This is a genomic window from Thalassobacter sp. HA4-2 (genome assembly GCF_055693705.1).
In genome coordinates, this window is record NZ_JBVFUK010000001.1 from 1,978,220 (window position 1) to 2,002,654 (window position 24,435).

Annotated in this window: 23 protein-coding genes and 3 pseudogenes; 12 read left to right on the forward strand and 14 right to left on the reverse strand. The window is 63.8% G+C overall.

Annotated elements, in window-relative coordinates; translation table 11 throughout:
• Nucleotides 1–88 precede the first annotated feature (88 nt).
• From dddP to ACZ1G0_RS10015, 3 genes are all read left to right on the forward strand, one after another.
• Nucleotides 89–1,432, forward strand: coding sequence for a dimethylsulfonioproprionate lyase DddP (gene dddP, locus ACZ1G0_RS10005; protein WP_472736813.1), 1,344 nt, complete (start codon nucleotides 89–91; stop codon nucleotides 1,430–1,432).
• A 208-nt stretch (nucleotides 1,433–1,640) separates the two neighbouring features.
• Nucleotides 1,641–2,597 (forward strand): lipoyl synthase, encoded by a 957-nt coding sequence (lipA, locus tag ACZ1G0_RS10010; protein ID WP_472736814.1) that lies wholly within the window; start codon nucleotides 1,641–1,643, stop codon nucleotides 2,595–2,597.
• Nucleotides 2,598–2,716: 119 nt separating this feature from the next.
• The gene (locus ACZ1G0_RS10015; RefSeq protein ID WP_472736815.1) at nucleotides 2,717–3,334 is read left to right on the forward strand and encodes a hypothetical protein; all 618 of its coding nucleotides are present in this window, start codon (nucleotides 2,717–2,719) and stop codon (nucleotides 3,332–3,334) included.
• Here the strand turns inward: ACZ1G0_RS10015 and hpt are convergent.
• Nucleotides 3,324–3,863: a hypoxanthine phosphoribosyltransferase gene (hpt, locus tag ACZ1G0_RS10020; RefSeq protein WP_472736816.1), complete on the reverse strand. Its 540-nt coding sequence runs from the start codon at nucleotides 3,861–3,863 to the stop codon at nucleotides 3,324–3,326. The genes ACZ1G0_RS10015 and hpt overlap by 11 nt on opposite strands.
• 84 nt (nucleotides 3,864–3,947) lie before the next feature.
• On the opposite strand from hpt, the gene ACZ1G0_RS10025 reads away from it, so the two are divergent.
• Entirely contained in the window at nucleotides 3,948–4,391 is a 444-nt protein-coding gene (locus ACZ1G0_RS10025; protein WP_472736817.1) for a type II toxin-antitoxin system RatA family toxin, read from the forward strand.
• A gap of 112 nt (nucleotides 4,392–4,503) precedes the next feature.
• On the opposite strand, the gene ACZ1G0_RS10030 is transcribed toward ACZ1G0_RS10025, so the two are convergent.
• The 4 genes and pseudogenes from ACZ1G0_RS10030 to ACZ1G0_RS10045 all read right to left on the reverse strand — a co-directional run.
• The gene (locus ACZ1G0_RS10030) at nucleotides 4,504–5,607 is read right to left on the reverse strand and encodes a glycine cleavage T C-terminal barrel domain-containing protein (protein WP_472736818.1); all 1,104 of its coding nucleotides are present in this window, start codon (nucleotides 5,605–5,607) and stop codon (nucleotides 4,504–4,506) included.
• 355 nt (nucleotides 5,608–5,962) lie between these two features.
• Nucleotides 5,963–6,241: a hypothetical protein gene (locus tag ACZ1G0_RS10035; protein ID WP_472736819.1), complete on the reverse strand. Its 279-nt coding sequence runs from the start codon at nucleotides 6,239–6,241 to the stop codon at nucleotides 5,963–5,965.
• Between the two features lie 14 nt (nucleotides 6,242–6,255).
• Nucleotides 6,256–7,356, reverse strand: a complete 1,101-nt coding sequence (locus ACZ1G0_RS10040) for a hypothetical protein (RefSeq protein WP_472737791.1) — start codon at nucleotides 7,354–7,356, stop codon at nucleotides 6,256–6,258.
• Between the two features lie 437 nt (nucleotides 7,357–7,793).
• Nucleotides 7,794–9,017: pseudogene (locus tag ACZ1G0_RS10045) on the reverse strand ([protein-PII] uridylyltransferase family protein); the annotation flags it as partial.
• 52 nt (nucleotides 9,018–9,069) lie between these two features.
• On the opposite strand from ACZ1G0_RS10045, the gene ACZ1G0_RS10050 reads away from it, so the two are divergent.
• The gene (locus ACZ1G0_RS10050; protein WP_472736820.1) at nucleotides 9,070–9,537 is read left to right on the forward strand and encodes a YbaK/EbsC family protein; all 468 of its coding nucleotides are present in this window, start codon (nucleotides 9,070–9,072) and stop codon (nucleotides 9,535–9,537) included.
• Between the two features lie 72 nt (nucleotides 9,538–9,609).
• Here the strand turns inward: ACZ1G0_RS10050 and ACZ1G0_RS10055 are convergent, their stop codons facing one another.
• The 9 genes and pseudogenes from ACZ1G0_RS10055 to iscR all read right to left on the reverse strand — a co-directional run bounded on the left by ACZ1G0_RS10055 (nucleotide 9,610) and on the right by iscR (nucleotide 17,323).
• Nucleotides 9,610–10,842: a cysteine desulfurase gene (locus tag ACZ1G0_RS10055; RefSeq protein ID WP_472737792.1), complete on the reverse strand. Its 1,233-nt coding sequence runs from the start codon at nucleotides 10,840–10,842 to the stop codon at nucleotides 9,610–9,612.
• A gap of 72 nt (nucleotides 10,843–10,914) precedes the next feature.
• Nucleotides 10,915–11,472: pseudogene (locus ACZ1G0_RS10060) on the reverse strand (Yip1 family protein); the annotation flags it as partial.
• Nucleotides 11,423–11,926 (reverse strand): YIP1 family protein, encoded by a 504-nt coding sequence (locus ACZ1G0_RS10065; RefSeq protein WP_472736821.1) that lies wholly within the window; start codon nucleotides 11,924–11,926, stop codon nucleotides 11,423–11,425. The pseudogene ACZ1G0_RS10060 and the gene ACZ1G0_RS10065, both read right to left, overlap by 50 nt.
• Nucleotide 11,927: 1 nt before the next feature.
• Nucleotides 11,928–13,205, reverse strand: a complete 1,278-nt coding sequence (gene sufD / locus ACZ1G0_RS10070) for a Fe-S cluster assembly protein SufD (protein WP_472736822.1) — start codon at nucleotides 13,203–13,205, stop codon at nucleotides 11,928–11,930.
• Nucleotides 13,205–13,960, reverse strand: coding sequence for a Fe-S cluster assembly ATPase SufC (gene sufC, locus ACZ1G0_RS10075; protein ID WP_472736823.1), 756 nt, complete (start codon nucleotides 13,958–13,960; stop codon nucleotides 13,205–13,207). Before sufC ends, sufD begins: the two co-directional genes overlap by 1 nt.
• A gap of 81 nt (nucleotides 13,961–14,041) precedes the next feature.
• Nucleotides 14,042–14,218, reverse strand: coding sequence for a hypothetical protein (locus tag ACZ1G0_RS10080; RefSeq protein ID WP_472736824.1), 177 nt, complete (start codon nucleotides 14,216–14,218; stop codon nucleotides 14,042–14,044).
• Nucleotides 14,215–15,738 (reverse strand): Fe-S cluster assembly protein SufB, encoded by a 1,524-nt coding sequence (gene sufB, locus ACZ1G0_RS10085; RefSeq protein WP_472736825.1) that lies wholly within the window; start codon nucleotides 15,736–15,738, stop codon nucleotides 14,215–14,217. Before sufB ends, ACZ1G0_RS10080 begins: the two co-directional genes overlap by 4 nt.
• Before the next feature lie 16 nt (nucleotides 15,739–15,754).
• On the reverse strand, nucleotides 15,755–16,798 hold the full coding sequence (locus tag ACZ1G0_RS10090) for a cysteine desulfurase family protein (protein WP_472736826.1): 1,044 nt from the start codon (nucleotides 16,796–16,798) through the stop codon (nucleotides 15,755–15,757).
• Nucleotides 16,799–16,864: 66 nt separating this feature from the next.
• Nucleotides 16,865–17,323, reverse strand: a complete 459-nt coding sequence (gene iscR / locus ACZ1G0_RS10095; protein ID WP_472736827.1) for a Fe-S cluster assembly transcriptional regulator IscR — start codon at nucleotides 17,321–17,323, stop codon at nucleotides 16,865–16,867.
• A gap of 144 nt (nucleotides 17,324–17,467) precedes the next feature.
• Between iscR and ACZ1G0_RS10100 the strand changes: the two are divergent.
• The 7 genes and pseudogenes from ACZ1G0_RS10100 (at nucleotide 17,468) to ACZ1G0_RS10130 (ending at nucleotide 24,435) form a co-directional block, all read left to right on the forward strand.
• A pseudogene (locus tag ACZ1G0_RS10100) lies at nucleotides 17,468–18,120 on the forward strand (alpha/beta hydrolase).
• Nucleotides 18,117–18,350, forward strand: coding sequence for a hypothetical protein (locus ACZ1G0_RS10105; RefSeq protein ID WP_472736828.1), 234 nt, complete (start codon nucleotides 18,117–18,119; stop codon nucleotides 18,348–18,350). Before ACZ1G0_RS10100 ends, ACZ1G0_RS10105 begins: the two are co-directional and overlap by 4 nt.
• A gap of 4 nt (nucleotides 18,351–18,354) precedes the next feature.
• Nucleotides 18,355–18,954 (forward strand): HD domain-containing protein, encoded by a 600-nt coding sequence (locus tag ACZ1G0_RS10110; protein ID WP_472736829.1) that lies wholly within the window; start codon nucleotides 18,355–18,357, stop codon nucleotides 18,952–18,954.
• Nucleotides 18,955–19,127: 173 nt separating this feature from the next.
• Nucleotides 19,128–20,483, forward strand: coding sequence for a methylenetetrahydrofolate--tRNA-(uracil(54)-C(5))-methyltransferase (FADH(2)-oxidizing) TrmFO (gene trmFO, locus ACZ1G0_RS10115; RefSeq protein WP_472736830.1), 1,356 nt, complete (start codon nucleotides 19,128–19,130; stop codon nucleotides 20,481–20,483).
• A gap of 43 nt (nucleotides 20,484–20,526) precedes the next feature.
• Nucleotides 20,527–21,393, forward strand: a complete 867-nt coding sequence (gene gluQRS, locus ACZ1G0_RS10120) for a tRNA glutamyl-Q(34) synthetase GluQRS (RefSeq protein WP_472736831.1) — start codon at nucleotides 20,527–20,529, stop codon at nucleotides 21,391–21,393.
• Nucleotides 21,394–21,442: 49 nt separating this feature from the next.
• Entirely contained in the window at nucleotides 21,443–21,985 is a 543-nt protein-coding gene (locus ACZ1G0_RS10125; protein WP_472736832.1) for a helix-turn-helix domain-containing protein, read from the forward strand.
• A gap of 11 nt (nucleotides 21,986–21,996) precedes the next feature.
• Entirely contained in the window at nucleotides 21,997–24,435 is a 2,439-nt protein-coding gene (locus tag ACZ1G0_RS10130; protein WP_472736833.1) for a GcvT family protein, read from the forward strand.

Below are 24,435 nucleotides of genomic sequence, written 5' to 3' on the forward strand. Positions count from 1 at the left end.
TTGCGGCACCCTCGCCCGAACCCCGTGCCGTTTTCAAGCGAGAACGCCAGCACCCTTTGAGGCCAGCCTGACGGGGACGGAGGGCCCCATGAACCAACACTACCGCGACACTCGCAAGATTGACCCCACCAAGGGCAGCCACCTGCCCGACGGCACCCCCAACGACAACGACCGGATGGAGATCGGGCCCACCAAGCTGGCCTATGACGCTTGGGACGCGGCCGGACTGGACCTGCCCAACCTGCCCGCCATGCGCGCCTATCGCCACCAGCGGCTGGTGCAAGGCGTGCAGCAACGCGACCTCGGCGGGCTTTTGGTGTTCGACCCCCTGAACATCCGTTACGCCACCGACAGCACCAACATGCAGCTGTGGAACACCCACAACCCGTTCCGGGCGGTGTTGGTCTGCGCCGACGGCTACATGGTGATCTGGGACTACAAGAACGCCAAGTTCCTCAGCACATTCAACCCGCTGGTGCGCGAACAACGCAGCGGCGCGGATCTGTTCTACTTCGACCGAGGCGATAAAATCGACGTGGCCGCAGATGTGTTCAGCAACGAGGTCCGCGCCCTGATCCACGCACACGGCGGCGGCAATATGCGATTGGCTGTGGACAAACCCATGATCCACGGGCTGCGCGCCCTCGAGGCGCAGGGCTTCGAAGTCATCCCAGGCGAAGAGCTGACGGAAAAAGCCCGCGCCATCAAAGGCCCCGATGAAATCCGCGCCATGCGCTGCGCCTCCCACGCCTGCGAGGCTGCCGTATCCGAGATGGAGGCCTTCGCCCGCCGGGAAATCCCGAACGGCCATACCTCCGAAGACGACGTCTGGGCGGTGCTTCACGCCGAAAACATCCGACGCGGTGGCGAATGGATCGAAACGCGCCTGCTGTCCTCGGGCCCCCGCACCAACCCTTGGTTTCAGGAATGCGGGCCACGCATCATCCAGAACAACGAAATCGTGGCCTTCGACACCGATCTGGTGGGCAGCTACGGCATCTGCGTCGATATCTCCCGCACGTGGTGGGTGGGCGATGAAAAACCCCGCCAAGACATGATCGACACCATGAAACACAGCGTCGAACACATCCAAACCAATATGGAGATGCTCAGACCCGGCGTGCCCCTGCGCGATTTAACCTTCAACGCCCATACGCTCTGGCCCCACCTGCAGGACCTGAAATACGGCTGCCTGATGCACGGGGTGGGCCTGTGCGATGAATGGCCCCTGATCGCCTACCCTGACCAACACGTGCCCGGCGCCTTCGACAGCTATGAACTGCAACCGGGCATGGTCCTATGTGTCGAGGTGCTGGCTTCGCCAAAGGGCGGCGACTTTTCGATCAAACTCGAAGACCAGGTGCTGATCACCGAAACGGGCTATGAAAACCTGACCAAATACCCCTTCGATCCGGCCCTCATGGGGCACTGATCCCCCCTTCATTGGGTCCGAAATACCCCCCGAGAGTGTGAGAGCGGCGCGTCTCACCCGGGCGCGTGGGGGCTCGATGCCCTCCAAGCCCGGCCCGCCACACCAGCCACCCTTGTGCCACAGACAAAGCGGCAATGCGTCACTGGCGTTGGTGCCCCGCAAGAATTAGTTTAAGCCTCAACAAACGCCCGCCTCAGGAGCATCTCTGATGACGACCCAAACCCGCGACCTCAAGATCCCGCAGCAGCGCCATCCTGAAAAGGCCCACCGCCCGGACAAGCCGCAGCCAAAGAAACCACACTGGATCCGCGTCAAGGCCCCCGTGGGCGAGGCGTACCAGCAAACCGCCGACATCATGCGCGAGAATAAACTCGTCACCGTCTGCGAAGAGGCCGGCTGCCCCAATGCGGGCGAATGCTGGTCCCAGGGGCACGCCACCATGATGATCATGGGCGAGATCTGCACCCGCGGCTGCACCTTTTGCAACATCGCCACGGGCAAACCCCAGACCCTGGATGCCTTTGAACCCGGGCGCGTGGCGGACGCCGTGCAAAAGCTGGGCCTGAACCACGTCGTCATCACCTCTGTGGACCGCGACGACCTAGAGGATGGCGGCGCCGAACACTTCGCCCAGACCATCCGCGCGATCCGCCACCGGTCCCCGGGCACCACGATCGAGATCCTGACGCCCGACTTTATCAAATGCGACGACAGCGCGCTGGAAACCGTGGTGGCGGCCCGCCCTGACGTGTTCAACCACAACCTTGAAACCGTGCCGGGCCTCTACCCCGAGGTGCGCCCCGGCGCGCGCTACTTCCACTCCCTGCGCCTGCTGCAACGGGTCAAGGAACTCGACCCCAGCATCTTTACCAAATCCGGCATCATGGTGGGCTTGGGCGAGGATCGCCAAGGGGTGACACAGGTGATGGACGACATGCGTGCGGCCGACATCGACTTCCTGACCATCGGACAATACCTGCAACCGACCCCGAAACACCACGCGGTGGATCGTTTTGTGCACCCGGACGAATTCAAAGCCTATGAAAAAGCCGCCTACGGCAAAGGCTTCTTGATGGTCTCGGCCACGCCCCTGACCCGGTCGTCCTACCACGCGGGCGATGACTTTGCCCGCTTGCGCGCCGCTCGAGAGGCAAAGCTGGCCTAGACGCCCCAATCTTGCCCAACTGCCGTCCCACTCTCGCCAGAGAGAGGGGGCAGCGTCATTCTCAGGCAAGGCACGAGGGCGCGATGGAAAACCAACCGCAGCACATCAAAGACAATGGCATGATCCGGTCCTACCGGGTCTTCAACCTGATCCTTTATGCCGCCTATGGCGCGGCCCTGATCTATACGGCCCTTGTGGTGCGGGTCTGGGCCGAAACGGACAATCCCGCCCTTGATGCGTTGATGGTGGGTGTCCCCTATAGCCCCGTGTTCGGCGCGGGCCTGATGGGGCTGGGCGGTGGGATGATCCTGTGTTGCATCCTGCCCCTGCTGCGTCGCGGCCCGACCTCCATCGGCGGGGGCGTTGCGGCCGCGCTGGCCATGGTGGCGCTGTCGGTGCTGCTCTATCACATCCTGAACACGTTTCTGGCCAACGGGCTGACGTCCCATTTCGAGGAGTTCTCGGAGATCACGCCCTTGCTGTTCAAATCCTTCGCGGGCATGTCCGTCACAGGCCACGTCCTGATCGGGTTTTCCCGTCAGATGGCACGCCCGGCGGCCCCCTCCGCCAAGGGCAAACGCGCGCGCAAAACCGCCCCAAAGGCGACGCAAGTCGGCCCGCAAAAGCGCCCCAAACACGAGGGCTGGCGCCCCGAGGAAAACAGCTTTGGCAAGGCCCGTCTCGACAACGACGCCCTGCGCAGCCTGCGCCACGCGCGCATGCCCTCTAATCCGTAAAGCGAACCTTGCCGATATAGGGCAGGTTGCGATTGCGCTGCGCGTAGTCGATGCCGTAGCCCACGACGAATTCATCGGGGATTTCGAACCCGGTCCAGCTGGCCTTCACATCCACCTCGCGCCGGGCTGGCTTGTCCAACAGGGCAATCGTCTCCAGCCGTTTCGGACCGCGCGTGCGCAACAACTTGATCACCTGGTGCAAGGTGTGGCCCGTGTCCACGATATCCTCGACCACCAGCACATCGCGCCCGGCAATCTCGCCCCGCAGGTCCTTGAGGATCCGCACCTCGCGCGAACTCTCCATCCCGTCGCCATAGCTGGAGGCCTCGAGGAAATCGACCTCCACAGGCAGGTCCAACTCGCGCACAATGTCTGCGATGAACACGAACGACCCGCGCAACAGACCCACAACCACCAGCTTGTCGGTCCCCACATAGGCCGCCTCGATCTCGCGGGCCAGCTCTTCGATCCGGGCGGCAATGGTCTTGGCACTGATCATCTGATCAATCACATAGTTTGGCTGCGCCATTATGGCCCTCCCGCCGGGTTTTCCTTGAAATTCAGCCCCAACATACGACATCAACAGGCACTGTCACCCGGGAAAAGGCCGACCATGCCCACACATTCCGAGACCCGCGCCCTGCCCTACAGCGCCCAGCAGATGTATGATCTGGTGGCGGATGTGGCGAACTACCCCAAGTTTCTGCCCTGGACCGCCGCCGCGCGCATCCGGTCTGTCACGGACAAGGGCGACCGGCAGGTGATGCTGGCCGATCTGGTGATCTCGTTCAAAGTCTTCAGGGAACGGTTCGGCAGCCGGGTGGACCTCTATGCGTCGGACAAGAAGATCGACACCGCCTACCTGGACGGCCCCTTCAAGCACATGATCTCCACCTGGACCTTCGAGGACACCGAGCAGGGGTGCAACGTGCATTTCCACGTGGATTTCGAGTTCAAGAACCGCATCCTGCAATCGGCCGCTGGCATGTTTTTCAACGACGCCATGCAACGGGTGGTGCGCGCGTTTGAACGCCGCGCCGCAGAGCTTTACAGCTAACGCCTCATTGTTCCCGAAATACCTCGGGGGTGTGTGAGGGGGCTGGCCCCCTCATGACAGCGCGCGGGCGACCAGCCCGCACATTTTGGTGACAGCGGCTTATGACAGCGGCCTACAGGAACGGCAGGGCCACCAGTTCCGCCGACACGGGGCCGGTGTTGCGGTCCACCACCACGTGGTCGCCTACCTGCATCTCACGGCTGATCAGGGCATAACCGATGTTTTGCTGCATCCGGTAGGACCACGCGCAATTGGTCATGTCGCCCACTTTGACCCCGTCCTTCAGGATCGGCTCCCAGGCAAAGCCTAGGGGCTGTGGGCTCACGCCCTCCAGCTTCAGGCCCAGTTGATGGCGCACGGGCCTCTCGGCATGGATTCGGCGCAAGGCCTGGATGCCCACGGTGTCATCGGGCACATCCAGATTGGTGAACGGACCCATCCGCACTTCAAACGGGTTGGTCTGGTCGTCCGTATCGGCACCCACGGAGACCAACCCGCTTTCGGTCCGCTCCGGCGTGGCAGGGGCACCGGGGCCGATGTCATAGGGTTCTCCGGCTTCGCGCACGATGTTCCACAGATCAACGCCACGCGTCTCGTCCTTGAGGTAGATTTCAAAGCCCCCCTGCTTTGACCAACCGGACCGCTGCACGGCCACGGGGATGCCTTCGATCTCCGCCTCTTTGAACCAGAAGTACTTGAGGTCCCGCACCCAGTCGCCGAACACATCGGCTACGACGTCCTCCGCCATGGGGCCCTGCACGGCCATGGGGGACACACCGGGATCGCAGACCTCTACATTCAACCCGCGCTCCGCCGCGATCGCCCGGGCCCAGAACCAGATGTCGCTGTCTGCGATAGACAGCCACCACAGGTCCTCGTCGAACTTCAGCGCGATGGGGTCGTTGATCAGCGTCCCCTCGTGGTTGCAGATCGGCACGTATTTGCCCTGCCCCGGTTTGCAGGTATCCAACTTGCGCGCCGACAGCGCTTGGGCCAGCACGCTCGCGTCGGGGCCTTTCAACTGCACCTGCCGTTCCACCGCGACATCCCACTGGGACACACCGTTGATCAGACGCCAATACTCCGCCTCTGGGTTGCCATAGGACGTAGGCAGGATCATCGAGTTGTAGATCGAGGCCGTGGCCAACCCTTCGGACATGGTGGCCGAGAAATAGGGCGACGGTTTAATCCGCGCCGTAGGAAAAATCTGAAACATCGAAGCCTCCCCGCCAAATGTCAGACATTTATTTGTAGGACAATTGCCCAAGGCGGCCACAGCGGTCTGCGCATTTCCGACAAAAACTTGTCCACAGGCGGCGCAAGGGGGACAGGCCTGCAAAAAACTGCGACATTTTGGCTTGCCTAAGAGGCCGCGTGCCTTAGCATTTAGTGGGACCGGACCTGACGCCGTGCGAGGATCGCTATGGCCCAGTTGAAATTGATATGGTTCGCCCTGTGCAATTATTCCGCCTACGCCACCCACCGCGCAGGTGCCGAGATGTACGGCGGAGAGTTACGCCGTCAGCGCTGCATGGCACGGCGAGACCTGACATTAGACGCGCTGGATGCGCTCAAGACGCGGGATCCACACGCCCGCGCCGTCCCCCACGACGACCCGTCCTAGCGTGGGATTGCAACCCTTCGGCCAAAACCTCGCTCATGGGATGGTCAGCGGCTTCATGGGCATGGCGGGCTTGTAGCTTCAGGATCGCGGCTTTGTGCGGTTCACTGTCGGGCAGGCTCAGGGCCCAATCCAGAAAGATCGACCGACATTCGGGCTTGGTTATGCCCTCGATCCGGTAGGCCTCCCAGATGACGGCCTTGGGGTCAAACGTATCTCGTCCTTGCATGGGCTAACCCTTTGCTACCCTTCCAATAAAGCAGTGATGACCTGATCGGCGGCCCGGGGTCGGTCCACCAGCGCCGCGCCAAGGTCTGCAAGCGACGCAAGTCCCGTGGCCCGCAACATGAACCCCTGCGCCCCGCGTGCCAGCGTGTTTGGATCCGGGGTTCCGTCGGTCAACAGGCGCAGGCCTTGTTGGTAGTCCGACAGCAAGGTGTAGGTGGATTGCAGCACCTCTGCCGCCGATCTATCCACGATGCCGCCGCCCTTTCCCGGGCGCAGCTGCGCGCGCAGGGCCCGTTGGGTGTGACCTGCGACCAGCGCATTGGCTTGGGCCATCAGCTCGATTTCCTGCAAGCGGCCCGGCCCCTCTTTCGGGGAATGCCCGGCCCCGGTACGCCCCGCAGCAAGGAACCGTTCGCGCATGTCGATCAGCCCTGCACGCACGGCCGCCGCGTCAAACCGGCTGGACCCGATGATGTCGCAGCGCAGCGCCTCGAACCGCTGCTGCAACTCCGGCACACCCACCAGCACCCGCGCGCGGGTGAGGGCGAGGTGTTCCCAGACCCACGCCTCTTCGCGCTGATACCGCTCAAAACTGCTCAGGGACGTGGCCACTGGCCCGCTGTTGCCCGAGGGGCGCAGGCGCATGTCCACCTCGTACAGACGCCCCTCCCCGGTGGGGGCGGTCAGCGCGGTGATCAGCGCTTGGGTCAGGCGCGCGAAATAGGGCCGCGCGGACAGGGACCGGGGGCCGTCCGACACCGCGTCCGGGGCCGCATCGTAGACCACGATCAAGTCCAGGTCGGACCGGGCGGACAGACGCCGCGCGCCCAGCGATCCCATGGCAACAACCGCGGCCCCCAGCCCCGGAACCAGCCCGTGTTTGCGGGCAAATTCGGCGCAGACCTGGGGCCACAGCCCTTGCAGGACCGCGTCCGCCAGATCGGCATAGCGCGCGCCCGCCTCCTCTGCGCTGATCTTGCCGCGTAGGAAGTGGACGCCGATGCGAAAATGCGCCTCTTTTTGCCACCGGCGGGCGTGATCCAGCTGCCCCTCGTAATCCTCGCAGGCCCGCAGACCCGCGCATAGATCATCGCGCAGGGTGCTGCGCAGGGGCAGCGGTTCAAAGAAATCCCCCCGATTACCGCATCAAACACCTGCGCGTTGCGCGACAGGTAGTGGGCCAAGTCCGGAGCCGTGGCACAGATATCCACAATCAAATCAACCAGCTGCGGGTTGGCCGCGAACAGGCTGAACAGCTGTACGCCCCCCGGCAGACCCGCCAGAAACCGATCAAAGGCCCGCAGTGCATCGTCAGGCACGGCGGCCCGGGACAGGCAGCGCAGGATGTCCGGGCGCAGACGTTCGAACAACGCGCGCCCCCGTTCGCTGCGCAAGGCGGGATAGGTGGTCCACCGGTCCGTGATGGCCAGCGCGTCGTCGCTGAACCCGTCCGGCGGGGCGTCGTCAGCGGGGGCATCGGGGGTAAAAAAGTCCTCGGTCTGCGCCTCGGTGGCACGGATGCGAGCGGTCAGGTCGGCGGCCAGCGCCGCACGGTCCGTACCACAGAAGGCGGCGAGCCTATGCCACTCCTCGTCCGATTTCGGCAAGGCATGGGTCTGGGCGTCCTGTACCATTTGCAGGCGATGTTCCACCTCGCGGTACATCTGGTAATTGTCGGACAATTGATGGGCGACTTGCGGTTCGATCCAACCCTTTTCGGCCAGGGTGGCAAGGCTTTGCAGGGTGCGCCGGTCGCGCAGATCCGGGTCGCGGCCACCTGCGATCAACTGCCGGGTTTGGGTAAAAAACTCGATCTCTCGGATGCCGCCGCGCCCCAGTTTCAGGTCATGGCCCACCAGATCCAACGGCCCGCCCAGCCCCTTGTGCGCCTTGATCTTCAGGCGGATCGAATGGGCGTCCTCAATGGCGGCAAAGTCCAGATGGCGCCGGTACACGAAGGGTTGCAGCCGGTCCAGATAGGCTGCCCCTGCCCCCACATCCCCCGCACAGGCCCGCGCCTTGATGTGGGCGGCGCGTTCCCAGGTGCGGCCCAGAGCTTCGTAGTAGCGCTCCGCCGCCTCCATGGAAAGGCACACGGGCGTCACGCTGGGATCGGGGCGCAGGCGCAGATCTGTGCGAAAGACATAGCCCTCGCCGGTATTGTCGGACAACAGCTTCATCGCCACGCGCGTCGCCTTGATGAAGCCCGCGCGTACCTCGCCGTAATCCTCGGGCGCGTGCTGGGTCTCGTCGAACAGGATGATCAGGTCGATGTCGCTGGAGTAGTTCAGCTCGCCCGCGCCCATCTTGCCCATGGCCAGGGCGGTCATGCCCGCACAATTGTGCAGATCGTCCAAGGTCTTACCCGGGATCTTACCCCGGCGCAGCAACGGCTCCAGCCCCGCGCGCAGGGCGCGGTCCGTGGCGGCATCGGCAAAGTCGGTCAGGGCTTGGGTCACCTGCATCACCGGCCAGACGCCGCCCAGATCCGCCAGCGCGGTCAGCAAGGCGGCCTGCCGTTTCAACCGTCGCAGGTCCGACGCGGCGCTCGCCGTGGGCAGATCGCGGGTCTGGAACAAAAGGTCGGCCAGCACGTCCTCGGGCGCACGGCCCCAAAGATCGGTAACGAAATCCGCCTCTTTGGTGATCAGGCCGCTCAGATAGGGGCTGCACCCCATGGTGCCCGCCAGCAGATCGCGGGCGGCCTCCGGCGCGGTGGGCAGATCGCAGGAACGAAAGGCGCGCGGGGCGCGGGTGATGCGAGACAGGAAATCCATAGCCTATGTTTTGACCCTTGCGCCGGGCGCGTCAACGACCCACCCTGCCCCCATGAGCAAATCGTTGAAAAGAGTGGTCGCGGCCCTGAACGCCGCCGGGATCGACAGCACCCCCGTGGAAATGCCCGACCAGACCCGGACCGCCGCGCAGGCTGCCGCCGCCGTGGGCTGTCAGATCGACCAGATCGCGAAATCCATCATCTTTGCCCGCGCCGACACCGGGGCGGCGGTGCTGTTCGTGACGGCCGGGGGCAATCAGGTGGACGCGGCCAAGGCGGCAGGGCTTGTGGGGGCCCCGCTGGCGCGGGCCGACGCCACTATGGTGCGCGCACAAACCGGCTTCGCCATTGGCGGTGTCAGTCCCGTGGGGCACCTGACGCCCTGCGCCACTTGGTTTGACCCCAGACTGTTGGACTTTGACACGGTCTGGGCTGCGGGCGGCACCCCGCGCCACGTCTTTGCCATCGCACCCAACGATCTGTGCCGGATTGCCGGGGCGATACGCGCTGATTTTACGTAAAGCCGCGGCGGGATAAATCCCGCCCTACCGGTAGGGTGGGACTTGTCCCACCACCCCCGCGCCGCAGGCCCCTTAGGCGAACAGATCGTGGCACAGCTCCAACGCATCCACGAGGGCGTCCACCTCTGCCTCGGTGTTGTACATGCCAAAGGACGCGCGGCAGGTGGCGGGGATGTCCATGAACTCCATCAGCGGTTGCGCGCAATGTTGACCTGCGCGCACGGCCACACCCTTTTTGTCCAGCACCGTCGAGATATCGTGGGCATGGGCCGCCCCTTCCAGCGTGAAGGAAAAGATCGCCCCCTTATCGGCACTGTTGCCCTGCACGTTCAGCCAGTTCAACCCATCCAGACGGGACCGGGCGTAGTCGCGCAAGGCCCGTTCGTGGGCCGCGATGTTGTCCATCCCGATCTCCATCATGTAATCCAGCGCGACGCCCAGGCCGATTTGCTGGACGATGCCCGGGGTGCCCGCCTCGAACTTCATGGGCGGATCGTTGTAGATCACCGTGTCCCGGTGCACATCGCGGATCATATCGCCGCCGCCGATGAAGGGGCGCATTTCGGCCATGCGTTCCTTGCGGATATAGATCGCCCCGGACCCCGACGGACCATAAAGCTTGTGCCCCGTGATCGCGTAGAAATCGCAGCCAATCTCCTCGACATTCACAGGCCCGTGGACCGCCCCTTGGGACCCATCCACCAGCACCGGCACGCCCTTTTCGCGCGCGCCTGCGCAGATGGTTTTCACATCCACCTGCGTGCCCAGCACGTTGGACATTTGCGTGACCGCAATCAGTTTGGTGCGCGGCGTAATCGCGTCCAGCACCGCTTGGGGGTCCAGATCGCCCTTGGCGTCCACCTCGACCCATTTGATCACCACCCCCTGGCGTTCGCGTAGGAAATGCCACGGCACGATATTGGCGTGGTGTTCCATGATCGACAGGATGATCTCGTCCCCCGCCTGCAGGCGCGGCGCGGCCCAGCCGTAGCTGACAAGGTTGATCGCCTCGGTGGTGCCGGAGGCAAAGACGATCTCTTCCTCGTCACTTGCCCCCAGAAAGCGGGCGATCTTGCCGCGCACGGCCTCGTACTTGTCCGTGGCGAGGTTGGACAGATAGTGCAGGCCCCGGTGCACATTGGCGTATTCGTGGGAATAGGCCTGCGTCACCGCATCAATCACCACCTGCGGTTTCTGCGCGCTGGCCCCGTTGTCCAGATAGACCAGCGGCTTGCCGTTGACCTCGCGGCTCAGGATCGGGAAATCGGCACGGATCTTTGCGACGTCATACGCGGAGTTCGTCATGGTTTCACCTATAGGTTCGGTGGGGGCGGGCGCGGCTACGCCGAGGATCGACAGAAGCACGCTAAGCAAAAGGGCGGTGGCGAACATGGTCACGATGATCATCACAAACACGGACCACGGATTGTCGAAGCCGTGCAGTTCCGCCACAAAACCCGTCAACACGTAGAAAAAGAGCGCCAGTGACAGCATACTGACCAGCGAGGCCAGCGCCGGGGCCGCCGGGATCAGGACCAGTTGCACGACCTGTACGGCGATCAGGATGGCTTGCAACCAGACCACGAGGGCCATCGCCTCGTGCAGGCGGCCGCGGCCGCCGAACCAGCTGCCCACCTGGAACGCCACAAAGCCCAGAACCGCCGTCATCGCACCCTGTACCATGGCCGTCAGGATCGGCGCGCCGCGGAACGGGTCCACCAGCCAGCCCGCCTCGACTTGCGCAAAGGTGCTGATGCCAGCGGTCATCAGGGTGGCCACCACGGCCGTCAGGGCCAGCGCCAGCCAGACCACGGGCATGGGCAGGCCAAGGGCCAGCACCGCCGCCGCCCCTTCGCGCGGGGACCGGACCGACAGGATCATCAGATCAATCAGGGATTTCAGGGTCATAGCGCCGCTCCGCCTCGTAGACTGCATTGCCGTAAATCCACACAAACCCGATGACCACAAGGGTGGATGTGATGTTCAGCTCCACCCCCGGTCCGATGAAGCCCGCCGTCAGCCCCTGCAACAGCATCAGGGGTGACACCGCCAGAAGGGACCAGAACAGGGCGACCCGCGCGCCGTAGGGCGTGCCGTGGCCGCGAAACAACCGGGCGACGAATCGGGCGAACATAGCGATCCCGTACAGGATCAGAGGCATGAAAAAGACCCACGCAATCAGCGCCCCGCCCATGCGCGCATCCAGCGGCACGGTGGGGTCCAGGTGCGCTTGGCGCGACAACAAAGGCCACTGGGCGATAAAGATCAACACGCAGGCCCCCATCATATAGGCCAAGGCGCGGCCCTCGTGGTAGGGCAGCGCCAGCTTGCGCGCTATGACCGCCCGGGGGCGGACATAGCTTTGGGCGATGTCGGTGGTCAGGGGCACGTCAGCCGCGCCGCCGTGCCAGCCAGGCGTCCAGCCGGTCGATGATCTCGTCCCGCAGGGCCTCGTCCTCGATCTCTTCGATGGCCTCGGCCAGGAAGGACAGCACCAGCAGGTCCGTTGCCGGCCCTTCTGGCACCCCGCGCGAGCGCAGGTAGAACAGCGCATCTTCATCGATCGCACCGGTGGTGGACCCGTGAGAGCACGCCACATCGTCGGCATAGATCTCCAACTCCGGCTTGGCGAGGAACACGCTGTCGTCGTCCAGCAACAAGGATTGGCTGATCTGATAGCCGTCGGTTTTCTGGGCGTCTTCCTTCACAAGGATCTTGCCCTGAAACACGCCCGTTGCCCCGTTACGCAGCACCTTTTTGAACACCTGGCGGCTTTCGCAATTCACCGCGTCATGGGTGATGAACACCGTATCGTCGTGGTGAAAATCGCCGTCCCCCGCGCAAGCGCCCGCCACCGTAGCGGTGGCGTTGTCGCCCGTCAGCTCGATCACATGTTCGTTGCGGGTCAGCACGCCGTTCACGGTCAGGGTGAAGGATTTGTAAACCGATTCCGTGCCTAGGCGGGCAAAGGCGTGGGTGATCGCCTGCCGTTCGTGGTCGCGGCCTTGGGTGCGGATGTGGTGGAAGGTGCCGCCATCGGCCACATCCACTTCCATGCACTTGTTGAACCGCGCCGCCGCCGGGCCGTTTTCCAGCAGCGTCAGCTCGACCCCCGCCTCGACCTTGATCACATGGTGCAGAATCACGTCCGAGGTTTCGGATTGGTGCAGATAAACCAAAGACACGGGGCGGCTGACCTTGCCCGTGGCGCGGATCAGCACGCCATCCGTGGCATAGGCCGTGTTCAGGGCCGCAAAGGGGCGGTGGACAGGGTCCTGGCCCCGCGCCTCCAGCACGCCGTAAAGGTCGCTGGCCCAATGGATGTCGGCGGCATCGGCAAGGCGACCAATTTCAAGGCCCTCGCCCGTCAGATCGTCCGAGGCCGCTGCGTCGAACACACCGTCTACAAAGACCACGCGCAGGCGGTCCACGGTGTCGAACATCGGCGTCTCTTTGGGATCAAACAGCGCCGCTTGGGGTGCCCCCGCATCGTTCAGCCGCGCGGGATCGGTGTATTTCCAATACTCGTCCCGGCGAGCGGGCAGGCCCATGGCCCGCAACCGCCCCAATGCGTCGGAGCGTGCGGACAACGACCACCCTTCGGTTGGCAGGTCCAACCCCGCCAAGCGCGCCTCGGTCACGTCTGCTTGTGCTAGTGGCAGTGCCATTATGCCATCTCCGCCAGAATGTCGGCATAGCCGTTTTGCTCGACCTCAAGGGCCAGCTCCGGTCCGCCGGTTTTCACGATCTGGCCGTTGGCCATGATGTGCACATAGTCGGGTTTGATGTGATCCAGCAGGCGCTGGTAGTGGGTGATCACAAGAAAGCCGCGCCCGGCGTCGCGCAGGGCGTTCACACCGTCCGACACCAGTTTCATGGCGTCCACGTCCAGACCCGAATCCGTTTCATCCAGGATGCACATCTTGGGTTCCAGCATGGCCATCTGCAGGATTTCGTTGCGCTTTTTCTCGCCACCCGAGAAACCGACGTTCACGGGACGTTTCAGCATGTCGGCGTCGATCTTCAGGGTCTTGGCCTTTTCGCGCACGACCTTGAGGAATTCGCCCGCGCTCAATTCGTCCTCGCCGCGCGCCTTGCGCTGTGCGTTCACGGCGGTGCGCAGGAAGGTCATGTTGCCGACGCCGGGGATTTCCACGGGGTATTGGAAGGCCAGAAAGACGCCCGCCGCCGCGCGCTCTTCGGGTTCCATGTCCAGCAGGTCTTCGCCCAGCAATTCGGCGGAGCCTTCGGTCACCTCATAGCCGTCCTTGCCGGACAGAACATAAGACAACGTGGATTTGCCCGACCCGTTGGGCCCCATGATGGCATGGACCTTGCCAGCCTCGACCGTCAGGTTGACGCCCTTCAGGATCTGCTTGTCCTCGTCTTCAAGTTTGACGTGCAGGTTCTTGATTTCTAGCATTTTCTTCCCCTCGAAGAGGTGGGACAAGTCCCACCCTACCGTTCTGTGCCCACTGGGCGGATTGTGTTGCGGGCCGCGGCCCTAGTTGTTCTCTGCGTTTGCGATCATCACCAGCACCACGCCAAGCGCGCCACCGGACAAGGCCCCGCCGATCAGGCCGCCCCAAAACAGCTGGGACGCGATTGACCACGCGATCCCCCCGCCCACCACGGCGCCAAAGGCCGTGGTCAGGGTCATGATCTGTTTGGTCCGGCTCACCCCACGGACCCTTCCAGGCTGATGGCGACCAACGCCTGCGCCTCCATGGCGAATTCCATGGGCAGGGCTTGCAGCACCTCTTTGCAGAACCCGTTGACGACCAGCGCCACGGCTTCTTCCTCGTCCATGCCGCGCTGGCGGCAGTAGAACAGCTGCTCGTCGTCCACCTTGGAGGTGGTCGCCTCATGCTCCACGCGGGACGAATTGTTCTTCACCTCGATGTAGGGCACCGTATGGGCCCCGCATTTGTCGCCGATCAGCAGGCTGTCACACTGGGTGTAATTCCGGCTGTTCTTGGCCTTGGGGTGCATCGACACCAAACCGCGATAGGTGTTCTGGGCCTTGCCCGCGCTGATGCCCTTGGACACGATGCGCGACTTGGTGTTCTTGCCAAGGTGCACCATCTTGGTGCCGGTGTCGGCCTGCTGCATGTTGTTGGCAATGGCGATCGAATAGAACTCGCCTTGGCTGTCGTCCCCGCGCAGGATGCAGCTTGGGTACTTCCACGTCACCGCAGACCCGGTCTCGACTTGCGTCCACATCACCTTGGAGCGATCCCCCCGGCAATCGGCGCGCTTGGTGACGAAGTTGTAGATCCCGCCCTTGCCGTTCTCGTCCCCGGGGAACCAGTTTTGCACAGTGGAATACTTGATCTCCGCGTCGTCCAGCAGGACCAGTTCGACCACCGCCGCATGCAGCTGGGCGATGTCGCGCTGCGGCGCGGTGCAGCCCTCCAGGTAGGACACGTAGGAGCCCTTGTCGGCGATGATCAGGGTGCGTTCAAACTGGCCCGTGTTTTCTGCGTTGATGCGGAAATAGGTGGACAGCTCCATGGGGCAGCGCACCCCCGGCGGGATGTAGACAAAGGACCCGTCGGAAAACACGGCCGAATTCAGCGTCGCGTAGTAATTGTCCGACTGCGGCACTACGGTGCCCAGGTACTTTTTCACCAACTCCGGGTGTTCCTTCACCGCCTCGGAGATGGAGCAGAAGATCACCCCCGCCTTGGCCAGTTCCGCCTGAAAGGTCGTCCCCACAGAGACGGAGTCGAACACCGCATCCACGGCCACCTTGCGCGGGGCCTCGGCGTCGATATCTTCGGCCCCCTCGACCCCCGCAAGGATCATCTGTTCCTTCAGCGGGATGCCCAGCTTTTCGTAGGTCGCCAGCAGCTTGGGGTCCACCTCGTCCAGGGACTTGGGCTTGACCTCCATGGACTTGGGCCGGGCGTAGTAGTACTGGTCCTGAAAGTCGATCTCGGGATAATCGACCATGGCCCAATCCGGCTCTGTCAGTTTGACCCAACGGCGATAGGCGGCCAGACGCCACTCCAACATCCATTCGGGCTCTTCGTTCTTTTCGGAAATCAGGCGCACGATGTCTTCGGACAGACCCTTGGGGGCATATTCCATCTCGATATCGGTTTCCCAGCCGTGCTTGTAGGTGCCCGCTAGGGATTGGACCGCATCCACGGTGTCCTGATCTACGCCATCTTTGACCTGTGTCTCGTCAAGGCTCATCTCTGTCTCTCCCGTTTCACGCCGCCTGGTCGCGGTGTTTTGATTGCAATGTGACGAAAGCGTCGGCGAACCGGGCCACGTCTGTTTCTGTTGTCTCTGGGCCAAGGCTGACGCGGATCGCGCTGGCAGCCTGCCCCTCGTCGTATCCCATGGCGCGCAGCACGCGGCTGGCACGCACCTTGCCCGAACTGCAGGCCGACCCCGCCGACACTGCGAACCCCGCAAGGTCCAGACGCATCACCTGCGTCTCCCCCTTCCAGCCGGGAGTGATCAGGCAACTGGTGTTGGGCAGGCGAGACGACCCTTTCCCGACAAAAATAGTCCCCGGGGCGCGGGCCTCAAGGTCTGTTTCTAGAAAAGTTCTAAGTTTCTCGACCCGGGTCCACGCCCCCGCGTCCACATCTTGCGCCGCAGCCGCAGCGGCAGCCCCAAATCCGGCAATGCCGATGATGTTCTCTGTGCCCGACCGGCGGCCCATCTCTTGACCCCCGCCCCGGATCTGCGCCACCACATCCAGCCCGCGCCGGATCACCAGCGCGCCGATCCCCTTGGGACCGCCCAGCTTGTGAGCCGACACCAGCGCCATGTCGACGCCCGACCAGTCAAAGGCCAGGGGCACCTTGCCAAAGGCCTGGGTCATATCCGACAAGGCCAGACCCGCGGGCAGGTCCTGCATCACGCCCGTCTCGGAATTGGCCATCTGCACCGCCGACCCCGCCGGGTCGTCCACCGCCACAGCCCCCGCGCCGTCCACCGCCAGAGTGTCATCGCCCCACGCGCCCACGGCGTCATGCTCGACCATGGCCGTTGCCAGACCGCGCCCCGCCATGGCCAGCGCCGCACCCTCGGTGGCGCCCGACACGAACACCACGTCCGAGGCCACGGCCCCCATGGCCGCCGCCACCTGTGCGCGCGCCCGCTCCACCAATCCCTTGGCCGCGCGCCCCTCGGCGTGCACGGAACTGGGGTTGCCCACCAGATCCATGGCCGCCACCATGGCCGCGCGCGCCTCGGCTCGCAAAGGCGTGGTCGCGTTGTAATCCAGATAGACCCGGTTCATCACACCCTCATTGTTCCCCAAATACCCTCGGGGAGCGCGAGGGGCTGGCCCCTCGCTCCCGCCCGCTCAATCATCGACGACCTCGAACAAGTTGGGCACCGCCGGACAGGGCACCAACCCGTTGTTCACCACATCCGACAACCGCGTCTGGTGCAAAAAGACATAGACATGGGCCGACAGGCTTTCCCACAACCGGTTCGTCACCGACTGGGCCCGGCTGCCCGACACGGCGCCACTGGCCCCGGCCCCGGTGTGCATGGCGCTCACGGTCTCGTCCACGGCCTCCAGGATATCGGACACCCGGATCTCCGCCGGCGGTTTGGCCAGCTTGTAGCCGCCCCCCGGCCCCCGCACAGACACGACCAACCCGGCCCGACGCAGCTTGACGAACAATTGCTCCAGATAGGGCAGGCTGATGTCCTGACGCTTGGACAGCTCGGTCAGGGAAATCAACGTCCCCTCCCTCTGGCCCGCCAGATCGGCCAATGCCACCATCGCGTAACGCCCCTTGGTACTCAGCTTCATGCACACACCCTCTGTCGATTGACGCCAGCGCCCGAGTTGCTTAATCCACACCCAACCCGAACCGCGCCCCGGCGCTTGTTTAGAAACGTTCTAAAGTGCCCGACCAAAGTCGTCAAGTTTGGTCCCACAATCAGAGGTGAGATAATGCCCGAAGTGATTTTCCCCGGACCCGAGGGTCGCCTAGAGGGCCGCTACCACCCGCAAAAGGCCAAGGACGCCCCCATCGCCATCGTCCTGCACCCCCATCCGCAGTTCGGCGGCACCATGAACAACAAGGTCGTCTACAACCTGCACTACGCCTTCTACAACATGGGCTTTACGGTGCTGCGGTTCAATTTCCGCGGCGTGGGCCGGTCCCAGGGCGAATACGATCAAGGCATCGGGGAGCTGTCGGACGCCGCCTCCGCCCTCGACTACCTGCAATCCATGAACCCCAACGCCAAACACTGCTGGGTCGCGGGTTTCAGCTTTGGGGCCTGGATCGGGATGCAGCTGCTGATGCGGCGGCCCGAAATCACGGGCTTCATCTCCGTCTCGCCCCCCGCCGACCGCTATGACTTCAGCTTCCTCGCCCCCTGCCCGTCCTCGGGCCTGATCATCAACGGCACCGCCGACCGCGTGGCCCCCCCGTGGACACCCACGGGCTGGTGAACAAACTGCACGAACAGAAAGGCATCACCATCACCCACCAAGAGGTAGAGGGCGCGGGCCACTTCTTCGAAGAGCCGCACATGGACACCATGATCGGCAGCGTCGAATCTTACGTCAAACGCCGCCTGACTGAAAACACACGATGAGCAACGGCGGCCTCGCAGAGACACTGGCCGAACAGATGGCCATCGACGTGGTGAACTACGTCGATGCCTCTGGCGATGAAGAATTCATCAACATCGTCTCCAAGACCATGGGCGACACGTCCCAGACCCTGCAAGAGGCCTTCATCACCGCCGTCCGCGTGATCCGCGCCGAACGCCGCGCGCGCACCCTGCTGGAACGGCGCATGGCAGAGCGGCCCGGCGGGGACTGACAGCATGGCGGTTGATCCGGCGACGGCGCGCCTGGACGCACAGATGGCCTTTCTGGTCGAGGCGGGGAAACTGTCCGCCATCACCCGCGCCACCCACGTGGTCGACGGCACTCGGTTCGAAAATTCGGCCGAACATTCGTGGCACCTTGCCCTGTTCGCCATGACCCTGTGCGAACACGCGCCCGAACAGGTGGACCGGTTCCGCGTGATCCAGATGCTGCTGATCCACGACCTTGTGGAAATCGACGCAGGAGATGCGCCGATCTTTGACGATATCGACGCCGAGGCGCTGGCGGCCCGGGAACAGGCCGCCGCCGACCGCCTGTTCGGCCTGCTGCCCGCTGACCAGGCCGCCAGCTTCCGCGCCCTTTGGGACGAGTTCGAGGCGAACGAGACCCCGGACGCGCGCTTTGCCAAATCCCTGGACCGGTTCCAGCCGCCGAACCTGAACCTTGCCAACGGCGGCGGGTCGTGGACGGACTACAACGTCTCCGAGGATACCGTGCGCACCCGGGTGGGCACCCGGATCGAGGCGGGCGCCCCGGCCCTGTGGCGCTGGCTGTCGCCAAAGGTGGCCGCCTTCTTCGCGCGCGGCAACGTCTGACCCAAAGGCGCGGCTGCGCCGCACGCGATTTTTCGTCTGGCGCCCCGCCCGCGCCCGCCCGCACGGTTTCGGGGGGCTTTTCGGGGTGGGTTTCGGGGGCTTTTCGGGGGGGCCGGTTTGGTCGGTCTTGCGACCCCTTCCCAAGCGCCTTTCGGGGCGCTATGTCCCGGGGCATGACACAGACACTCCACATCATCGGCGGCGGCATGGCCGGGTCAGAAGCAGCATGGCAGGCGGCCAATATGGGCGTGCAGGTCGTCCTCCACGAGATGCGCCCAAAGGTAGGCACATTTGCCCATCGGACCGGCAATCTGGCCGAGATGGTGTGTAGCAATTCCTTCCGCTCTGACGACGATGAACAGAACGCCGTGGGCCTGCTGCATTGGGAAATGCGCGCCGCGGGCGGGCTGATCATGGAAGAGGCCAGCAAGCACCGCCTGCCCGCCGGTGGGGCCCTGGCCGTGGACCGTGACCCCTTTGCCGCCAGTGTTACTGCGCGGATCATGGCGCACCCCAATATCACCGTGGAATACGGCGAAATCAATGCCTTACCGGACGCGGATCAACTCACGATCATTGCCACGGGGCCCCTGACCTCCGAAGGGTTGGGCGGCGCGATTGCCGCCGAGACGGGTCAGGACGCGCTGGCGTTTTTCGACGCGATTGCGCCGATCGTCTACCACGACAGCGTGGATATGGACGTGGCTTGGATGCAAAGCCGCTACGACAAGGGCGAAACAGTCGAGGAGCAGACCGCCTACCTCAACTGCCCCATGACGCGCGACGAGTACGAGGCCTTCATCGACGCCCTTCTGGCCGCCGACAAGACCGAATTCCACGAGGGCGAGACGGCCGGGTACTTCGACGGATGCCTGCCCATCGAGGTCATGGCCGAACGCGGCCGCGAGACCCTGCGCTTTGGTCCGATGAAGCCTGTTGGCCTGACTAACCCCCACAAACCAAACGAAAAACCCTATGCGGTGGTGCAGTTGCGCCGGGACAACAAACTGGGCACGCTCTACAATATCGTAGGCTTTCAGACCAAGATGAAATACGGCGCGCAGACCGAAGTCTTCAAGATGATCCCCGGTCTGCACAACGCCAGTTTTGCCCGCCTTGGCGGCATCCACCGCAACACGTTCATCAACTCACCCAAGCTGCTGGACGATCAGATGCGCCTGCGGTCCAAGCCGCATATCCGCTTTGCGGGTCAGATTACCGGGGTCGAGGGCTACGTCGAAAGTGCCGCGATGGGGCTGGTGGCGGGCCGTATGGCGGCGGCCGAGATCTTGGGCCAAACCCTTGATCCCGTTCCAGAAACCACCGCCATGGGCGCCCTGCTCACCCATATCACCGGCGGCGCGGATGCCAAGACGTTCCAACCCATGAACGTCAACTTCGGCCTCTTCCCCCCGGTCGAAGCCAAGGGCGGGCGGCGCAACCGGAAGGAGCGCTACAAGCTTTATACGGACCGCGCCAAGGTGGATTGGCAAGGCTGGCTGGACCCGCAAGCAATGGCAGCCGAATAGAGACGAAGCACGCTGTATCAATGGCTTACCGGATGAACTTGATGTGATCCGTACCCGTTTCGCCCCTTCACCCACCGGTCCACTCCACCTTGGCCACGCCTATGCGGCCCTCATCGCCCAGGATCGAGGCGACGAGATGTTGCTGCGGATTGAGGACATCGACCAGACCCGCGCGCGGCCGGAGTGGGAAGCGGCGATATACGCCGATCTGAAGTGGTTAGGGGTGACTTACCCATCACCCGCGATGCGGCAGTCGGATCGCCTTGACGCCTACAACGATGCGTTGGACCGGCTCTGGTCTGCGGGCCTGCTGTACCGCTGCACCTGTACCCGCCGCGACATCCAGGCCGCCGCCAGCGCCCCGCAAGAGGGCGCGCCGCTGCTGGGGCCGGATGGCGTGATCTACCCCGGCACCTGTCGGCGCACTCCACGCGATGGCCCGCGTCCGGTAAGTGCTGTCTTACGGTTGGACATGGCACAGGCCGTGGCACAAACGGGGGCCCTAACCTATTGGGATACGGGCGAAAACGTAACCTTGCCCCCTGACGAAGCGATTTCGAAAATCGGCGACGTTGTCCTCGCCCGGCGGGACTTTGGCACTTCCTACCATCTATCCGTGGTGGTGGACGACGGTGCTCAGGCGATTACCGAAGTGACCCGTGGCCTAGACCTCGCCGAGGCGACTCCGATCCACGTGATCCTGCAACGCCTTCTGAACCTGCCCACGCCCGACTATCACCACCATGCCCTGATCCGAGATGATAACGGCAAGCGGCTGGCCAAGCGTGACGATGCCCGGGCCTTGTCGGCCTATCGTGATGCCGGGTGGGACGGTCCGGCGCTGGCGGCACGGCTGCTTGCGCAGCCGGATGTTGTAATCCCACTCCGCCCTGATGAAATTTTACCTTGATTTTTCACGCTTTGGATTGTGAAATATGGAGGTATATTTTCACGATCCAATGAGTCGTCCCGTGGCACACCTAGGCACAGACCTGCGCACCTTGCGCAAACATCGCGGCTTGACCCTGCAGGCCTTGGCGGATGCGGTGGGGCGTTCCGTTGGATGGCTGTCTCAGGTGGAGCGTGGCCTCTCCGCCCCAGAAGACAATGATATCAAACAGATGGCGAACGCTCTTAATGTAACGCCTGAACTTCTTGCGCCAAATGGACCGACCTATATCGTGCGCAAAGACGCCCGGCGCGCACTGCCCGACCGCGTGCCCGGTCTGTCAGAGGCGCTCCTGTCGCCTGACCTGACCGACGATTTTGAAGTGGTGCATTCGGTCTTTGCCCCCGGAACCGCACGCACGGACCCGGTGCAGCGCGAGACACAGGAACTGGCCTATCTGATCTCGGGCCAGTTGGACCTGTGGATCGGCGATCATGCGTTTACCCTGACCCCGGGCGACAGTGCCCGACTGCGCGGCGAGCCGTTCCGCTGGGCCAACCCATACCAACACGACGCGGTGGCCATCTGGGTCATCTCGCCGCCGATTTATTGAAGGAGACGACCATGTCCGACTTTCCCACCACGGCCCGTGTGGTCATCATTGGCGGCGGTGTCGTCGGCACTTCGACCCTGTTTCATCTGGCCCGCGCCGGTTGGACCGACAGCGTTCTGCTGGAAAAGAACGAACTGACAGCCGGGTCCACATGGCACGCGGCGGGGAACTGCCCGAACTTTGCGCCCAACTGGGCGGTGATGAACATGCAGCGCTTTGGGTTGGAGCTGTACCGGGGGCTGGCCGACGCGGTCGACTACCCCATGAACTACCACGTCACCGGGTCCATCCGCCTGGCCCACAGCCGTGAACGGATGCAGGAGTTTGAAAAGATCGCCGGGCAAGCCCGCTATCAGGGCCTGCAGATGGATGTGTGCACCCCCGACGAGTTGAAGGCGCGCCATCCCTTCATGGAAACTCATGATATCGAGGGCGGCCTGTGGGACAGTCTGGACGGTGACATCGACCCCGCCCAGCTGACCCAAGCCCTGGCCAAGGGCGCGCGGGACGCAGGCGCTCGGATTGAACGGTTCTGCCCCATCATCGGGCTGGACCGCGATGGGGATGAATGGATCGTCAAGACCGACAAGGGCGAGATCCGCTGCGAGTACGTCGTCAACTGCGCGGGCTACTACGCCCAGCGTGTGGGCGAGATGTTCAAACCCTTTGGCGGACGCACGGTGCCCATGGTTGTGATGAGCCACCAGTATTTCCTGACCGGCCAATTGCCCGAGCTGGAGGCCTATACCGCCGAGACCGGGCACAAGGTCCCCCTGCTGCGCGACCCCGACATCAGCTACTACCTGCGGCAGGACAAACACGGGCTGAACCTTGGCCCCTATGAGCGCAACTGCAAGGCGCATTGGGTCACGCCAGACGATCCCATGCCCGAAGATTTCAGCTTCCAACTCTACCCCGACGACCTGGAGCGGTTGGAATTCTACATCGAGGACGCCATGGCCCGGGTGCCCCTGCTGGGCGAAGGGGGCGTTGAGCGCAACATCAACGGCCCCATTCCCTACGCCCCCGACGGCCTGCCCATGATCGGGCCTATGCCCGGCGTCAAGAATGCCTTTGAGGGGCACAGCTTTACCTTTGGCATCGCCCAGGGCGGCGGCGCGGGAAAGGTCCTGTCGGAATGGATCATGCACGGCGAGACAGAGATGGACATGTGGTCCGTCGATCCGCGCCGCTACACCGATTATGCCGATCACGACTATTGCCACGCCAAGGCGTTGGAAACCTATGGCCACGAATACGCCATGCACTTCCCCCAGCATGAATGGCCCGCGGGTCGCGACAAAAAGCTGTCACCTTGCCACGACAGCCACCTCGCTGCAGGCGGACAGATGGGCGCCTACAACGGCTGGGAACGGGTCAATTGGTACGCCAAACCCGGCGATGACACCTCCGAAGAAGCGACCCAGACATGGTCCCGCAACGGCCCCTGGACCCCGCGCGTGCGGGAGGAGGTGTTGGCCGTGCGCGACGGTGTGGGCGTGCTGGACCTGTGCGGGTTCTCTCGGTTCCGGCTGACAGGTCCCGGCGCGCGGGCGTGGTTGGACACGCGCACCGCCTCGCGTTTGCCTTCTTCGGGCCGCGTGGGTCTGGCCTATTTCGCGGACGACCGGGGCCGCATCGTGACCGAGATGTCCGTGATGCCCGACAGCGACGAGGCGATCACCCTGATCACCGCCGCCGCGGCCCAGTGGCACGATTACGAATTGCTGTGGCGCACCCTGCCCGAGGGCCTGACCCTGACCGACATCACCCGGCAGGCCAGCACCCTGATCGTCACCGGCCCCAAGGCGCGCAACTTGTTTGCGGGTCTGGGCACAGATGCGGACCTGTCCAAGGGATGGTTGACCTTCCAGGACGTGGAACTGGCAGGCAAGCCCTGCCGCCTGGCGCGGGTATCCTTTGCGGGCGAATTGGGTTGGGAGATCCACTGCGCCACCGACGACACCCCTCATTTTTGGGACGCCGTGGTGGGTGCAGGCGCGATCCCCTTTGGGATGTATGCGCTGGACAGCATGCGCATCGAAAAGGCCTACCGCGCCTGGAAGGGGGATTTGTCCACGGATTACACCCTGCGCGAGGGGGCCTTGGAACGCTTCATGCGGCTGGACAAGGCCGCAGACTTCCCCGGCAAATCCGCCCTCACAGCCGAAACGGCCACGAAACGGTTCAGCGTGATGACCCTGGAGTGCGAGGATTTTGCCGCCCCCTACATGTCGCCCATCTGGAAAGACGACCAGATCGTGGGCGAGACGACATCGGGCGCCTGGGGCCACCGGGTCGGGGCCAACATCGCACTTGGCATGCTGCGGCTGGACTGCGCCGCCCCGGGCACGGAGGTCGAGGTCGAAATCTACGGCAAACGCTACGCCGCCACCGTGCACGGCGACGGCCCTCTGTGGGACCCCGCCAACGACCGCCTGCGCGCCTGA

Coding starts and splice junctions, on each gene's coding strand:
- ACZ1G0_RS10125 (WP_472736832.1), top strand. CDS start 21,443: ATGAGTCGTCCCGTGGCACACCTAGGCACAGACCTGCGCACCTTGCGC.
- iscR (WP_472736827.1), bottom strand. CDS start 17,323: ATGAAGCTGAGTACCAAGGGGCGTTACGCGATGGTGGCATTGGCCGAT.
- sufC (WP_472736823.1), bottom strand. CDS start 13,960: ATGCTAGAAATCAAGAACCTGCACGTCAAACTTGAAGACGAGGACAAG.
- ACZ1G0_RS10035 (WP_472736819.1), bottom strand. CDS start 6,241: ATGCAAGGACGAGATACGTTTGACCCCAAGGCCGTCATCTGGGAGGCC.
- ACZ1G0_RS10090 (WP_472736826.1), bottom strand. CDS start 16,798: ATGAACCGGGTCTATCTGGATTACAACGCGACCACGCCTTTGCGAGCC.
- ACZ1G0_RS10130 (WP_472736833.1), top strand. CDS start 21,997: ATGTCCGACTTTCCCACCACGGCCCGTGTGGTCATCATTGGCGGCGGT.
- ACZ1G0_RS10030 (WP_472736818.1), bottom strand. CDS start 5,607: ATGTTTCAGATTTTTCCTACGGCGCGGATTAAACCGTCGCCCTATTTC.
- sufB (WP_472736825.1), bottom strand. CDS start 15,738: ATGAGCCTTGACGAGACACAGGTCAAAGATGGCGTAGATCAGGACACC.
- sufD (WP_472736822.1), bottom strand. CDS start 13,205: ATGGCACTGCCACTAGCACAAGCAGACGTGACCGAGGCGCGCTTGGCG.
- dddP (WP_472736813.1), top strand. CDS start 89: ATGAACCAACACTACCGCGACACTCGCAAGATTGACCCCACCAAGGGC.
- ACZ1G0_RS10105 (WP_472736828.1), top strand. CDS start 18,117: ATGAGCAACGGCGGCCTCGCAGAGACACTGGCCGAACAGATGGCCATC.
- ACZ1G0_RS10015 (WP_472736815.1), top strand. CDS start 2,717: ATGATCCGGTCCTACCGGGTCTTCAACCTGATCCTTTATGCCGCCTAT.
- trmFO (WP_472736830.1), top strand. CDS start 19,128: ATGACACAGACACTCCACATCATCGGCGGCGGCATGGCCGGGTCAGAA.
- ACZ1G0_RS10110 (WP_472736829.1), top strand. CDS start 18,355: ATGGCGGTTGATCCGGCGACGGCGCGCCTGGACGCACAGATGGCCTTT.
- ACZ1G0_RS10055 (WP_472737792.1), bottom strand. CDS start 10,842: ATGACGAACTCCGCGTATGACGTCGCAAAGATCCGTGCCGATTTCCCG.
- ACZ1G0_RS10050 (WP_472736820.1), top strand. CDS start 9,070: ATGAGCAAATCGTTGAAAAGAGTGGTCGCGGCCCTGAACGCCGCCGGG.
- lipA (WP_472736814.1), top strand. CDS start 1,641: ATGACGACCCAAACCCGCGACCTCAAGATCCCGCAGCAGCGCCATCCT.
- hpt (WP_472736816.1), bottom strand. CDS start 3,863: ATGGCGCAGCCAAACTATGTGATTGATCAGATGATCAGTGCCAAGACC.
- ACZ1G0_RS10025 (WP_472736817.1), top strand. CDS start 3,948: ATGCCCACACATTCCGAGACCCGCGCCCTGCCCTACAGCGCCCAGCAG.